At 67.8% G+C, this 13,591-nt stretch carries 12 protein-coding genes; 6 read left to right on the top strand and 6 right to left on the bottom strand.

Features of this window, described 5'->3' with window-relative positions; genetic code table 11:
- Positions 1-230: 230 nt before the first annotated feature.
- On the bottom strand, positions 231-1,505 hold the full coding sequence (gene urtA / locus ACT89H_RS16830; protein ID WP_445109563.1) for an urea ABC transporter substrate-binding protein: 1,275 nt from the start codon (positions 1,503-1,505) through the stop codon (positions 231-233).
- A gap of 372 nt (positions 1,506-1,877) precedes the next feature.
- On the opposite strand from urtA, the gene ACT89H_RS16835 reads away from it, so the two are divergent.
- On the top strand, positions 1,878-3,707 hold the full coding sequence (locus ACT89H_RS16835) for an acyl-CoA dehydrogenase (RefSeq protein ID WP_445109564.1): 1,830 nt from the start codon (positions 1,878-1,880) through the stop codon (positions 3,705-3,707).
- Between the two features lie 19 nt (positions 3,708-3,726).
- Here the strand turns inward: ACT89H_RS16835 and ACT89H_RS16840 are convergent, their stop codons facing one another.
- A complete protein-coding gene (locus ACT89H_RS16840; protein ID WP_445109565.1) occupies positions 3,727-4,572 on the bottom strand; it encodes a TetR/AcrR family transcriptional regulator in 846 nt (281 codons plus the stop codon).
- A 74-nt stretch (positions 4,573-4,646) separates the two neighbouring features.
- Between ACT89H_RS16840 and ACT89H_RS16845 the strand changes: the two genes are divergently transcribed.
- Complete coding sequence (locus tag ACT89H_RS16845; protein ID WP_445109566.1) at positions 4,647-5,879, top strand: MFS transporter; 1,233 nt, start codon at positions 4,647-4,649, stop codon at positions 5,877-5,879.
- Between the two features lie 6 nt (positions 5,880-5,885).
- Here the strand turns inward: ACT89H_RS16845 and ramB are convergent, their stop codons facing one another.
- Positions 5,886-7,292, bottom strand: a complete 1,407-nt coding sequence (gene ramB, locus ACT89H_RS16850) for an acetate metabolism transcriptional regulator RamB (protein ID WP_445109567.1) — start codon at positions 7,290-7,292, stop codon at positions 5,886-5,888.
- 94 nt (positions 7,293-7,386) lie between these two features.
- Here ramB and ACT89H_RS16855 point away from each other — a divergent pair, with 94 nt between their 5' ends.
- On the top strand, positions 7,387-8,898 hold the full coding sequence (locus ACT89H_RS16855; RefSeq protein WP_445109568.1) for an ATP-dependent DNA ligase: 1,512 nt from the start codon (positions 7,387-7,389) through the stop codon (positions 8,896-8,898).
- Positions 8,899-9,057: 159 nt separating this feature from the next.
- Positions 9,058-10,311, top strand: coding sequence for a lipase family protein (locus tag ACT89H_RS16860; RefSeq protein WP_445109569.1), 1,254 nt, complete (start codon positions 9,058-9,060; stop codon positions 10,309-10,311).
- Positions 10,312-10,381: 70 nt separating this feature from the next.
- On the opposite strand, the gene ACT89H_RS16865 is transcribed toward ACT89H_RS16860, so the two are convergent.
- Positions 10,382-10,822, bottom strand: a complete 441-nt coding sequence (locus ACT89H_RS16865) for a DUF4254 domain-containing protein (RefSeq protein WP_445109570.1) — start codon at positions 10,820-10,822, stop codon at positions 10,382-10,384.
- Between the two features lie 56 nt (positions 10,823-10,878).
- A complete protein-coding gene (locus ACT89H_RS16870; RefSeq protein ID WP_445109571.1) occupies positions 10,879-11,181 on the bottom strand; it encodes a hypothetical protein in 303 nt (100 codons plus the stop codon).
- Between ACT89H_RS16870 and ACT89H_RS16875 the strand changes: the two genes are divergently transcribed.
- The gene (locus ACT89H_RS16875; protein WP_445109572.1) at positions 11,158-12,192 is read left to right on the top strand and encodes a DUF5753 domain-containing protein; all 1,035 of its coding nucleotides are present in this window, start codon (positions 11,158-11,160) and stop codon (positions 12,190-12,192) included. The two genes, ACT89H_RS16870 and ACT89H_RS16875, sit on opposite strands and share 24 nt — an antisense overlap.
- On the top strand, positions 12,189-12,386 hold the full coding sequence (locus ACT89H_RS16880) for a DUF397 domain-containing protein (RefSeq protein WP_445109573.1): 198 nt from the start codon (positions 12,189-12,191) through the stop codon (positions 12,384-12,386). Before ACT89H_RS16875 ends, ACT89H_RS16880 begins: the two co-directional genes overlap by 4 nt.
- A gap of 263 nt (positions 12,387-12,649) precedes the next feature.
- On the opposite strand, the gene ACT89H_RS16885 is transcribed toward ACT89H_RS16880, so the two are convergent.
- Complete coding sequence (locus ACT89H_RS16885; RefSeq protein ID WP_445109574.1) at positions 12,650-13,591, bottom strand: hexose kinase; 942 nt, start codon at positions 13,589-13,591, stop codon at positions 12,650-12,652.

Here is a 13,591-nt window from a genome sequence, read left to right on the forward strand (position 1 = left end):
GTGGGTGGCGTTGTGTCGCGTTCAGCGTTTATGGGCAGGGACCGAAGGTGTGCGAGAAGCTGCATGCCCGGAATCGGTGGCCGTGTTCGTGCGGCTATTCGCCGTAGGGCCTGCGATGCCTGCGCTGGTCCGAGGCTGTCCGCGGCCCCCTCATTACGCGCTCCGCGTGACCGCCCTCGCGACTGTGGCGCTGCGCGGGGCCCCGGAGCTGGACCGCGGACAGCCGCGGACTACTTCAGGCCCTTGGCCCAGTCGTAGGACTTCAGGTAGGGGTCCGGCGTCACGGCTTTGCCGGAGTCCCACACGGTGTAGATCAGTCCGTCGGGACGGATCTCGCCGATACGGGCGGTTTTGGTGATGTGGTGATTGGAGCCGTCGATGGTGACCAGGCCCTCCGGAGCGTCGAAGCTGACGCCGTCGGCGGCGGCCTGGATGTCCTCCACCTTGAACGACTTCGCCTTCTCGACGGTGTTCTTCCACAGGTAGACCGACGCGTAGGCGGCTTCCATCGGGTCGGAGGTCGGCTTGTCGGCCCCGAAGGCGGCCTTGTAGTCGGCGACGAACTTCTTGTTCACCGGGCCGTCGACGGTCTGGTAGTAGTTCCACGCGGTGAGCTGTCCGGCGATGTTCTGCGCGCCGATGCCCGCCACTTCCTCCTCGGCGATGGAGACCGAGATCACCGGCATCTCAGCGGCTTTCAGACCGGCGTTGGTGTACTCGCGGAAGAACGCGACGTTGGAGTCGCCGTTGAGGGTGTTGAACACCGCGCCGGCTTTGGCGGCGCGGACCTTGTTCACGATGGTGGAGAAGTCGGTGGAGCCGAGCGGGGTGTAGTCCTCGCCCTTGATCTCGATGCCGTTGGCGGCGGCGTATGCCTTGATCTCGCGATTGGCGGTCTGTGGGAAGACGTAGTCGCTGCCGACCAGGTAGAGGGAGGTGATGCCCTTCTGCTTCAGGTAGTCCAGCGCCGGGAGGATCTGCTGGTTGGTGGTCGCGCCGGTGTAGAAGATGTTCTTGCTGTCCTCCAGGCCCTCGTACTGCACGGGGTAGTAGAGCAGCGAGTTCAGGCTCTCGAACTTCGGTTTCATCGCCTTGCGGCTCGACGAGGTCCAGCCACCGAACACCGCGGCGACGCAGTCGGAGCTGATCAGCTTCTCGGCCTTCTCCGCGAAGGTCTTCGGGTCCGAGGCGCCGTCCTCGAGCACCAGATCGATCTTCTTGCCGAGCACGCCGCCCGCGGCGTTGATCTGATCGACGGCGAGCTTGGTCGAGTTGGCCACGGTGACCTCGGAGATGGACATCGTGCCGGACAGGGAGTGCAGGGAACCGATCTTGATCGTGTCCTTCGACGTGTCGACGCAGGAGGCGGCGCCGGAGCCGGTGGTCGAGGCGTCGTCCTTGGCGCCGCAGGCGGTCAGCAACAGGCCGGCGAGCGCGACCGCGGTGGGTACCGCCATCGCTCGCACCAAACGCCCGGAGCGATGGGTGGCACGGAAATCTGGCATGGGACGAGCCCTCCTCATCAGGTGTTGCGGCGGCGTCGGCAGGGCGCCGCGTCGAACACCGCCGTCTTCGCCCCGCTCACGGCGGTAGACGGGGCTGTATACAACGGCTGTATCCGGGGTGGAACGTTAGACAGGAGTTGTTGCGCCGGAATATCTCTCGATGACAAGTCCGTTTCGCCCGTTTCGCCGATGTGAACCTTTTCGGTGAACAGATGGCGAACAGTTGGGCGATCCCGGCAAACCTGCCGGCCGGGGCGGATGTGGCTACGGTTGCGTAGCGTCGCGGCGATACGGCACGCTTCGATTCGTACGACGTCTGAACCGTCCCCATGCCGCGGCGGCCGGCCGCGGACTCGAGTCGAGGAGGACCAGGTGGGCCACTACAAGGCGAACCTGAGGGATATCGAGTTCAACCTGTTCGAAGTGCTCGAGCTGGACAAGCTGCTCGATACGGGCGCCTACGGCGACCTCGATTCCGACACCGTCCGGCAGATCCTGTCCGAGGTTCGGCGCTTGGCCGAGGGGCCGGTGGCGGACTCCTTCGCCGCGGCCGACCGCGATCCGGTCGTCTACGACGCGACCACCTTCTCGCTCTCGGTTCCGGAGCCGCTGCGCCGGACCGTCGCCGCCGTGCGCGACGCGGGCTGGAGCAGGCTCGGCATGCCGGAGGGCATGGGCGGCACTGCGGCCCCAGCGGCGCTGGTCTGGGCGGTTGCCGAGATGATCAGCTGCGCCAATCCGGCGGCGTCGTTCTTCACCATGGGCCCGGTGATGGCGTCCGTGCTGTTCGGCGTCGGCACCGAGCAGCAGCGGCACTGGGCCACGCTCGGTTTCGAGAAGGGCTGGCAGGGCACCATGGTGCTGACCGAGCCCGACGCCGGTTCCGACGTCGGCGCGGGTCGCACCAAGGCGATCCGCCAGGAAGACGGCTCCTGGCACCTCGAGGGCGTGAAACGCTTCATCTCCGGCGCGGAAGTCGGCGACACCGCCGAGAACGTCTTCCATCTGGTGCTGGCCCGTCCCGAGGGAGCCGGACCGGGCACCAAGGGGCTGTCGCTGTTCTACGTGCCGAAGTTCCTCTTCGACCCCGAGACCTTGGAACTCGGCGATCGCAACGGCGTGTACGTCACCGGAGTGGAGCACAAGATGGGGCTGAAGTCCTCGCCCACCTGCGAGTTGACCTTCGGCGGCCACGGCAGGCCCGCCAAGGGCTGGCTGGTCGGCGAGGTGCACAATGGCATCGCGCAGATGTTCCAGGTGATCGAGAACGCGCGCATGATGGTCGGCGTCAAATCCTCCGGCACCTTGTCGACCGGTTACCTCAACGCACTCGACTACGCCAAAGAGCGGGTGCAGGGCGCGGATCTGACGCAGATGACCGACAAGGCCGCGCCGCGGGTGAGCATCATCCAGCACCCGGATGTCCGTCGTTCGCTGGCCATGCAGAAGGCGTACGCGGAGGGTTTGCGCGCGGTGTACCTGTACACCGCCGCCCATCAGAATCCCGATGTGGCGCAGTTGGTTTCGGGTGCCGACCCGGATCTGGCACATCGGGTGGACGATCTGTTGCTGCCGATCGTCAAGGGCGTCGGCTCGGAGCGGGCCTACCAGTACCTGACGGAGTCGTTGCAGACCCTGGGCGGATCCGGCTATCTCCAGGACTACCCGATCGAGCAGTACATCCGGGACGCGAAGATCGACTCGCTCTACGAGGGCACCACCGCCATCCAGGCACAGGACTTCTTCTTCCGCAAGATCATCCGCGATCAGGGCGTGGCGTTCGGTCACATCAACGCGCGGATCGCGGCGTTCCTGGACGCGAAGACCGGGCGGTTCGTCACCGAGCGCGCACTGCTGCGGACGGCCGCGGAGGACGTGCAGGCGATGGCCGCCTCGCTCACCGGCTTCCTGATGGCCGCCCAGCAGAAGCCCACCGAGCTGTACAAGGTGGGGCTGGGTTCGGTGCGCTTCCTGCTCGCGGTCGGCGATCTGCTCATCGGCTGGCGACTGCTGGTCCAGGCGGAGATCGCGGCCGCCGCGTCGGCCGCCGACGCACCGGAGAAGGACCGTGCCTTCTATGCCGGGAAGGTCGCCGTCGCAAGCTTTTTCGCCAAGAACGTGCTGCCGACGCTGAGCGCTGTGCGCGGAATCGTCGCCACACTGGACAACGACATCATGAACCTGGAAGAAAGCGCGTTCTGAGGGCGCGGCGGTGGCCGGATCAGGGCTTCGGCTGGGACAGCAGTTTGAGTACCACCGGCCGGGACAGGGTGCCGGATACCTGACGGGCGAGGTGATTGGCGCTCGCTCCCGCGGCGTGGGCGGCGCGCAGGGCGGTGGCCAGTTCTTCGCGGGCGGCGTCGGCGGCGGCTTGGGCGTCGCGGAGCCGCTGTGCGGCGCGTTCGACCCTCGACGGCTCGTCCTCTGTGGTCAAGTCATTGACCAGTTCGACCTCGGGGAGGCGGGCTTCCCGCTCGCCGGGAGCCGTGTCGCGGCGCATCGCCGCCCTGGCGAACTCCATCAGGAACGCCCTGGTGGCGTTCCTGTCCTCCGCGGCGGCCTCGCCGAGCAGCAGTCTGGTGGTCTGCGGCACGGCGAGTGACCAATTGGCCAGGCCGCACAGGGCCAGTAGCAGGCGGCCCGCGTCCGCGGAGTCCACGTCGAACTGCTCTTGCGCGCGGTCGAATTTGCGCACGTAGTGCGCGGCGCGCCAGCCGTCGATATCGTGCGCGTCGGCGCCGCGATGCAGCGCTTCCCAGAGCATCAGGCGCAGTAGCTGGGGGTTGTCCCGGTGGTAGTCGTACAACTTGCCGACGTACGCGCCGGGCTCGGTGTCGGCCAGCGGCTTCACCACGTCGATGAACTCGCGCAGGGTGTCGATCAAGATGACGTCGAACAGCTTGTCCTTGCTGCCGAAAAGTCCGTAGATGCGCTCCTTGTTGACGCCGGCCGCGTCCGCGATCCGGTCCACCCGCGCGCCGGCCAGCCCGTACTCGGCGAACTCGTCGCGGGCGGCGCGCAACAGGGCCTGCCTCGTCGCGGCACTGCGCTTCATCGTGACGGTCATGACGGACACTGTACCACCGCATTAAACCAACTATTTGGTTGACAACGTGGTCCGGCCGGGCCTACCTTCGATCCATGGCAATGCCCACCTTCCAGTCCGTGGCTCCGGTCCGGACGCGCACCCGAGTCATCTCGTCACGCGCCCACACCGGGCGCACCGTGCCCGTCTTCGTCCTGGCCGCGCTGCTGGCCACCGGTCAGATGTACGTTCCGATCCCGCTTTTCACCGCGATGCAAGCCGAGTGGCGCGTCGGTCCCGCCGTGCTGACCTGGATCATCAGCGCGTTCGCCGTCGGCTACGCGGGCGGCTTCGTCCTGTTCGGGCCGCTGTCGGATCGCTATGGTCACCGGCGGGTGCTGGTCACCGGCATGCTGGTGGCCGCAGTGGTCACACTGTTGACCGGTTTGGCGTTCGGCGCGGCGCCGGCCGTCGGCCTCCGAGTAGCGCAGGGCTTGGTGATCGGCTCGATTCCGCCCGCGATCATGGCGTATGTGGCTACCCGCATCGCCCCCGCACACCGTGCCGTGGCCACCATGTCCGTGGCCACCTCGTTCCTCGCGGCGACCGTGATCGCGCAGATCGTGTCGCAGTGGATGGTCCGCGCGTTCCCGTGGCGCACGGTTTTCGTCGCCTCCGCGATCGTTTTCGCCGTGCTGGCACTGGTGCTGCGGTCCGCGTTGCCCGCCGACGCCGCTACCGGCCGGGACCAGCCGCTGCGGCACAGCTACGCCGCGATTCCCGCGGTGCTGCGCATCCGGGCACTGGTGCCGATGTTGATCGCGGGCGCGCTGAGCATGGCGGTGATGGTCGGGGTGTATACCGGGCTCGAGCTGACCGGAGTGGTTCGAGGCTCGGGCGAACTGCTCGCGCTGCGCGCGGGCGCGCTGCCGGTGATGGTCGCGCTTCCCGTGCTGGCGGTGCCGCTGGCTCGGTTGTCCAAGCACGGTCAGATCGCGCTGGGGGTGTTGATCGCCGCCGCGGCGATGGTGGTCGCGGCCTTCGAGGGAACCCATCCGGCCGCGCTGGCCGTGCTGCTCGCGGTTCTGGTCGGCGGACTGGGCATCATCGGTCCGGCCGTGCTGCAGAGCGCGGGCGAACTCGGCGGCGAATCCCGCGCCGCCGCCATGTCGGTCGCGATGTTCTCCTTCTATGTGGGCGCGACCGTCGGCCCGCTGGTCGCCGCCGCCGCGGCGCCGCACGGCTTCGCGACGCTCGCCTGGACGCTGGCGCTGATGCTGGTCGCGGCGCTGGGGATGACGGTGATCGGTCTCCGTATCCAGCGGAGGGCGATGGTCGCTCGAGGGTAAGCGCCGCTACTTCAGCACATACGGCGAAACGGAACTGCGATGTTCGCTGATGTCGAGCACCTTGCCCAGGGGCGGGAAGGCGCGCTGCGGGCAGTTGGCGCGTTCGCAGACTCGGCAGCCCGCACCGATCGGCGTCGGCTGCACCTCGTCGAGATCGATGCCGTCGGCGTAGATCACGCGGGCCGCATGCCGCAATTCGCAACCGAGGCCGATGGCGAAGGTCTTGCTCGGCTGGCCGAAACGGGTCGCGCGGCGTTCGACCGTGCGAGCCACCCAGAGGTATTTGCGGCCGTCGGGCATCTGCGCGATCTGGGTCATGATCTTGCCCGGGTAGGCGAAGGTCTCGTAGACATTCCACAGCGGGCAGGTGCCGCCGCTGGAGGAGAAGTGGAAACCCGTGGCGGACTGGCGTTTGGACATGTTGCCCGCCCGGTCCACCCGGACGAAGGACCACGGCACGCCGCGCAGCGACGGTCGTTGCAGCGTGGACAGCCGGTGACAGATGGTCTCGTAGCTCTGCGTGAAGAACGCCGACAGTCGCTCGATGTCGTAGCGGAAGTCCTCGGCGACCTCGTGGAAATGCGTGTACGGCAGCACCGTCGCCGCGGCGAAGTAGTTCGCCAACCCGAGCATGGCCAGCTTGCGGGCGTCCTCGGAGGCGAAATTGCCCTCGTCGACCAGCTTCTCCAGCAGTTCACCGCACTCGAAGTACGACAGCTCGGCGGCCAGTTTGAAGGTTCGCTGGCCGCCGGACAGTTGCGGCGCGATCTCCAGATTGCGGGTTTGCGGGTCGTAGCGGTGCAGCACGCCTTCGCCGAGGTCGATGCGCTCGGTGATCCGCACGTCGTGCCCGCGCAGGATTCTGGCGATCTCGCTGTTCACGTCGCCACCGTGGAAACGGATGCGGGCGGTGAGGTCCTCGGCGGCGGTGTCCAGCTCGTGGATGTAGTTCTGGCGCTGGTAGAAGTAGTCGCGCACTTCCTCGTGCGGCTTGCTGATCGCGCCGCTGCCGGCGCTGTCGGCGAACCGGTCCTCGGTGGCCGCGGCCAGCTGAGCGGAGGTGTTGCGGTAGCGGTTGTGCATGTTGACCAGCGCGCGGGCCATGCTCGGGTGCGCCGAGACGATGTCCGCGATCGCCTGGGCGTCGGCGTCGATGCCCAGTTCCTCGTCCATCGCGACCTCTTGCAGTTCCGCGATGAGCCGGGTGTCGTCGGCGGCGGAGAAGAAGGTCGCGTCGACGCCGAACACGTCGCTGATCTTCAGCAGCACCGGGACGGTGAGCGGGCGCACGTCGTGCTCGATCTGGTTGAGATAACTCGCCGAGATCTCCAGTTGCTGAGCCAGCGCCACCTGGCTCAGCCCGCGTTCGGTCCGCAGTTGACGCAACCGAGCGCCGACGTAAGTCTTGGCCATGCGTCCAGTTTATGGGCGCTTTCGCATCCGTGCCAATTACCGATTAACACTCCTCGCAGGCGGGGTGTCGGACCCGGCGGCTACCGTCGGCATGGTGTTGTTCTCGGATGTCGTGCTGGCCTCGGAGACCGTGCGGGCGACCAGGTCACGCAAGACGAAGATCGCCACCCTGGCGGCGCTGCTGAGCGCGGCCGCGCCGGTGGAACTCGGCCCCGTGGTGGCCTGGGCGTCCGGCGAGCTACCGCAGGGGCGGATCGGCACGGGATGGCGCACGCTCACCATGCTCGACCACCCGCCCGCGCCGGTGCCCACACTGACCGTTTCGGCGGTGCACGCGGCGCTGAGCGAGCTGGCGGTCACCTCCGGTGCCGGTTCCGCGGCCCGGCGCACGGAACTGCTCGCGGCGCTGTGGTCCGCGGCGACGGCGAACGAGCAGGGCTTCCTGGTGCGGCTGCTCACCGGGGAGCTGCGCCAAGGAGCGCTCACCGCCGTGGTCGCCGAAGCCGTGGCCGTCGCCGCGGGGGTGCCGCCCGATCTGGTGCGCCGGGCGTACATGTTGTCGGGCCGGCTGCCGGTCACCGCCGTCGCGGCGCTGACCGGCGGCGCCGCGGCGCTCGCGCAGTTCCGGCTCGAAGTCGGCCGTCCGATCCAGCCCATGCTCGCCTCGCCCGGTGCGACGCTGGACGAGGCGCTGGTCGAGTTCCAGGGGGAGGTGAGCGTGGAGCACAAATTGGACGGCGCCCGCATTCAAGTGCACCGGGACGGCGACCACGTTCGGATCTTCACCAGGACACTGCGCGAGATCACCGCGAGCGTTCCGGAACTCGTCGAACTGGTCGCGGGCCTGGATTGCTCGAGCGTCGTGCTCGACGGCGAGACGCTGGCGCTCACCGACGCCGGACGGCCGCGTCCGTTCCAGGAGACCATGAGCCGTTTCGCCGAGGTGAGCTCCACCAGGGAGCTGCTGCTGCATCCGTACTTCTTCGACTGTCTGCACCTGGACGGGCGCGACCTGCTCGACGCTCCGCTGTCGCAGCGGCGCGCCGCGCTGACGAAGGTGGCCGGCGAGCACACCATTCCCGCGCTGCTGCGGCCGGATGCCGAGGCGGCCGCCGAATACTTCGACGCCGCGCTGGCCGCGGGGCACGAGGGCGTCATGATCAAGTCGTTGACCGCGCCATACGCGGCGGGCCGGCGGGGCCGGGCCTGGCAGAAGATCAAGCCGACGCACACCCTCGATCTGATCGTGCTCGGCGCGGAATGGGGCTACGGCCGCCGCACCGGCTACCTGTCGAATCTGCATCTCGGCGCGCGCGACCCGGACGGCGGTGAGCCGGTCATGGTGGGCAAGACCTTCAAAGGACTCACCGACGCGCTGCTGCGGTGGCAGACCGACGAATTCCCCCGCCACGAGCGCTCGCGCGACCAGCACACCGTGTATCTGTGGCCGGAACTCGTCGTGGAGATCGCCTTGGACGGAGTGCAGGTCAGTTCGCGTTACCCGGGCGATGTCGCATTGCGCTTCGCTCGTGTGGTGCGGTATCGACCCGACAAAGAGCCGGCCGAAGCAGACACCATCGATGCCGTTCGCGCACTACTGCCGTGATGTGAAGCGCGGTCGCTCCCGTGGAGGCGCGTGTCGGGCGTGCCGAGCACGTCGAGCCACTGTAAGTATGGGCAGCGCAAGGTTCCGGATGGCCGCCACGAACGCAGTGGTCCGGCCGGTTCGTTGTTCCGGACGAGGAATCGGCGGGCGGGTGGGTTGATGCGACAAGTTCTGCGCGGAAGATATGCCGGGATAGTAGTGGCGCTGCTGGGCGCCGTGGCGGTGAGTGCGGTCGGTACGCCCGTGCGGGCGAATCCGATCGAGCAACTCCTCACGCCGTCGCGCGAGTACTCAGGAATCCTGCCCACGCCGCTGGACGATCCGTTCTACACCCCGCCGCCGGGCTTCGAGAGCCTGCCTCCGGGAACGGTTCTCGCGTCCCGTGCGGGGGGAACGGGTCTGACCGCGTTTCCCTTGCGGTCGACCGAACTGTTGATCCGGTCGACCGATTCGAAGGACCAGCCGGTGCCCGTGGTGGCGACATTGCTCGTGCCGCGGGCCCCGTGGACCGGGCCGGGGCCGCGCCCGGTGCTGTCGTTCAATGCCGCGATCGACTCGCTCGGGCATCGGTGCGCACCGTCCTACAAACTCAGGAACGAGCCGGCAACCGAGTTCTGGGCCGCCCAGATCCCGCTGTCCAGGGGCTACGCCGTGCTCGTGCCGGACCATCAGGGGCCGCGGCAGGCGTACGCGGCGGGACTGATGGCCGGGCACGCGGTGCTCGACTCGATCCGGGCGGTGGTGAACACCCCGGAGTTCGGGTTGCGGCCGGATGCGCCGACGGTGGTCACCGGATACTCCGGCGGCGCCATCGCGAGCGGATGGGCCGCACAACTGGCCCCGCGGTACGCGCCCGAGCTGAACCTGGTGGGTGCGGCGTTCGGTGGTGTCCCCGCCGATTTCGACCTGCTGCTGTCCACCATGAACGGACGCAACGCCGCGTCCGGGGTCTTTCTGGCCGCGACCCTCGGACTGGCGCGCGAGTATCCCGAACTGCTCGGCCTGATGAACGACGACGGCTGGCGACTGGCCCAGGTCGGCAAGGACCTGTGCATGACCGCCGAGGAGTTCGGCGGTGTCGTGGCGCCGATTCCGGTGCAGGCGCTGACCCATGCCGCCGCGCCCACCGAACTGCCGATGGTCAGGGAGATCCTGGCCGCCAATCGGCTGGGCGCGAGCGCGCCGAGGGTGCCGGTGTTCCTCTATCACGCCACACACGACCCGTGGGTGCCGTTGGCCGGTGCGGAGAAGCTCTACGCCGACTGGTGTGGCGCCGGGACGCCGGTGGATTTCGAGGTCTATTTCGGCGAGCACTTCCTGGTCGGACTCAGTGGCATCCCCGGCGCGAGCGCATGGATCGATGATCGCTTCGCAGGTCGGCCGGCCGCCGCGCAGTGCACCCGATCCGGCTGACCGAGGACATGCCACCCGGAGCCGATGTGGCCGGGGTGCGGGCGCCGATGGGTGGCCGGGCGAAGACTCGTCACGGATGTTCGCGCGGCCCGCTGAGGTAGGGCAGGCGGCGCACGCCCGCCGCGACCTCGTAGGCGAGATCTTCATACCCGAGCGCCAGTTCGGCCAACCGTTCCCACGCGTTGTGCGTGACCCATTCCGGTGTGCCGGAGCGGATTCCGAACGCGGAGGCGGAGAACTGGGCGAGCCGGTCTACCACCATGCCCACGGTCTCGGTGTGCATGAGCGCGCCACCGTGCGGTGGTGGCGCCCCGGTGGCGACCCAGCGGTCGATGGCGAGCACGAGGCGGGCTCGGTGCTGGTCGATGTCGTTCGTCCCACTCGGTTCACAGCGCAGGCGGCGCTGGTGTAGCCCCGCCAGGAGGTGGGCGGATTCCAGCACCGGGTGGGCGCGGTGCGGCGCCGTGCGGCAGGCTTGCAGGACGAGTTCTTTGGTGGGCAGTGGTTCCACTGCGTCAACCCCCTGGATCGAATGGTCGCGCCGGGCGTAACGCGAGACGCGAAGGATCATCGGCGATGCCGCCCGCCCGGGCGCGGCAATCGGTATTTGGTGCGCAACGGCGTGGTGTCCCACGGAGATTCGAGAACGACGAGGCCGACGGCTTCCAGGGCCGTGAGTCCGACGTGGCGCACGAGCTCCTCCGTCAGCGACACCAGCTCCGCCACTTGAATAGCCGCTGTCGCCTGCTCGGTGTTCACCATCCGGCCACGCAGATAGGACACCACCCACGCGTCTTCGCTGACCCGCCGCGCCTGATGCGGCGTCCGATCGCTCACGATCCACGTGTGGTCGACGACATGCACGGACATCAGAACCCCCTCATCCCCGCCGGAGCGGGTTCTGTGGAGAGTCCCCGCTGTGCTGCGCTCAGAATAGTAAACTATACAAGTCAATTTACGAAAGTGTTTGCTAGGCATTGTCCGCTGTATCGTGCTGACATGGTGCTGTCACCTGCGGTTGCGCGTTGGGAGCTTGCGCTTCGGCTTCGGCAGCGACGGTTGGAGTTGGGTATCGGTGCCGCGTCGATCACCAAAGCGCTGGATGTCTCGGCCGCGTACTGGTCGCACATCGAAAACGAGCGCAACCTGATCCCGAAGGACAAGCTGGAACGGCTGCTGAGCATTCTCGCGATCGACGCCGATGAACAGCGTGAACTGCTGGCCCTCCGGGAAGCCGCGCGACGACGTGGCTGGTGGAGCCGCTACTCCGCGTTGTTCGGGGAAGAAATCCTTCGCTATTACGGAATGGAGTGGGGCGCCGTATCGATCCGGACCTACGAAGGCCTCTTGATGCCTGGTCTGTTGCAAGGCGAGGAATACATTCGAGCACTGATGCTCTCGGCCGCGGCGACCGTGCGGGCGATCGAAGTAGATCGGCGTGTCGAAGCGAGACTGCATCGGCAGCGACGGCTGACCGGCGAGAGTCCTGTTTCGCTACGGGCGGTTGTCGGCGAGGCCGCGCTGCGACAGCAGATCGGCGGTCCGGACGTTCTGCGGCGTCAACTGGTCCACCTGGCCGACGTGCTCGAATCGCATTCCGAGAGCGTCGAATTACAGATCATTCCGTTCACTGCCGCCGACAGTGTCCCGGCGAGTTCCACCTACCACCTTCTCGATTTCGCCAGCCCGCGATTGCCGACGCTCGCGTGGCATGAATCAGCGGTCTTCGGCCAGATCATCGTCGATGACGAGAGCCGAAAAGAAACCCGAGTGCGCGACTTGGGTTTCGTGTTCGATCGCGCGCGGACAACCGCGCTGTCCCGAGACGAGTCCCTGGCACTGATCCGAGCGACCGCCGTTGAATTACAGTCGATCGGATGAGCGGTACCGGATGGTTCAAATCCTCGTATTCCAATGACAGCCAGACCTGCGTAGAAGTCTGCTTCGTGGGCGGCCGGGTTCTCGTCCGGGACAGCACATTCCAAGGACCGGCCGCTAGCTCGCCCGTGCTGGCGTTCACGCCCGCCCACTGGGACGCATTCACCACGGCGATCCGCGGCGCGGACCTCCCCTGACCTCGATTCCCAGCCGACTCTCAGCTCCGTTACACCCCCCGCACAGCTCCATCCGGAAGAATGTTTCTGTCGATGCGGAGCGTTCCATCGACAGCTTCACCGGTGGACAACTGCCCTGCCCACCTCCCGATCGGCCGACGGCGCGTAACCCCTCGCACGCGCCGTCGGCCGTCGCTCATGAGGGGCACGTGGCTGGGACACATCGCCCGAGAAGACCTCTGCGTGGTGTGCCACTCGTGCGGTCGGGCGTGGAGGTTCGGCGATCAGGGGGAACTCTTCTGCGGTGTGGATACGTCCAGTTCGCGCACCCGCACGGTCGGGGTGAGGCGGGTGCGCTGACCACGGTCGATCTCACCGGCCACCGGGACGACCATGGCGGCCGCGGAGGTCGCGACCATGTCGGCGAGCAGGGCGGGCCAGTCCGGGCGTGGTCCGGAGGAAAGGGCGGCGATCGCCGCCGCCACCGCGGCATCGCCTGCGCCGGTGGGATTTCCGGCCAGTGGTTCGGCGAGCGCGGCCGACCACCCGCCTTCGGCGGTCACTGCGGCGATTCCCTCGGGACCGCGAGTCGCGATCACGGCGCGCACTCCGTTGTCGATCAGCTGTTTCGCGGCGGTGACGATGTCCTCGGCGGTCGTCGGCCGGGCGCCGGTGAGACGCTCTAGTTCGGTCTCGTCCGGGATGAGCACGATGCCGGGTACCTGGGCGGCCAAGCGCAGCGCCTCGCCATCCACGTCGCAGATGGTGGGCACGTCGGCCGCGATGGCGGTGCGGGCGATCTCGGCGGGTAGCGAGGGCTCGATGCCGCCCGGCAGCGACCCGGAGATGACCAACCCGGAGATTTCCGGAAGCAGTCCCGCCACCCGGACCGACAACTGTTCGGCGGCATGCGGATTGGACACCCGCGCGCCCGGCTCCCAGAGCGCGGTGGCCGTGCCGTCCTCGGATTCGCTGATCACCACCGTACGGCGGACCCAGGGCAGCGCGTGGACGAAGTCGACCGGCATCTCCAGTTCGGCGGCGGCCGCGAAAGCGTGGTCGGAGAACCCGGTGGCCCGGGCGTACTTGCCGAGCTGATTCAACACCCGGGTCACGTTGATGCCCTTGCCGCCGATGCGCTGCTCCACCGACCTGACCCGGTGTGCCTGCCCGCGTCGGAAGCGTTCGACGCGATAGGTCATGTCATACGCGGGATTCATTGTCAC

The sequence above is a fragment of the Nocardia aegles genome (assembly GCF_052545135.1).

Coding starts and splice junctions, on each gene's coding strand:
- ACT89H_RS16845 (WP_445109566.1), top strand. CDS start 4,647: ATGGCAATGCCCACCTTCCAGTCCGTGGCTCCGGTCCGGACGCGCACC.
- ACT89H_RS16880 (WP_445109573.1), top strand. CDS start 12,189: ATGAGCGGTACCGGATGGTTCAAATCCTCGTATTCCAATGACAGCCAG.
- ACT89H_RS16840 (WP_445109565.1), bottom strand. CDS start 4,572: ATGACCGTCACGATGAAGCGCAGTGCCGCGACGAGGCAGGCCCTGTTG.
- urtA (WP_445109563.1), bottom strand. CDS start 1,505: ATGCCAGATTTCCGTGCCACCCATCGCTCCGGGCGTTTGGTGCGAGCG.
- ramB (WP_445109567.1), bottom strand. CDS start 7,292: ATGGCCAAGACTTACGTCGGCGCTCGGTTGCGTCAACTGCGGACCGAA.
- ACT89H_RS16860 (WP_445109569.1), top strand. CDS start 9,058: ATGCGACAAGTTCTGCGCGGAAGATATGCCGGGATAGTAGTGGCGCTG.
- ACT89H_RS16870 (WP_445109571.1), bottom strand. CDS start 11,181: ATGTCCGTGCATGTCGTCGACCACACGTGGATCGTGAGCGATCGGACG.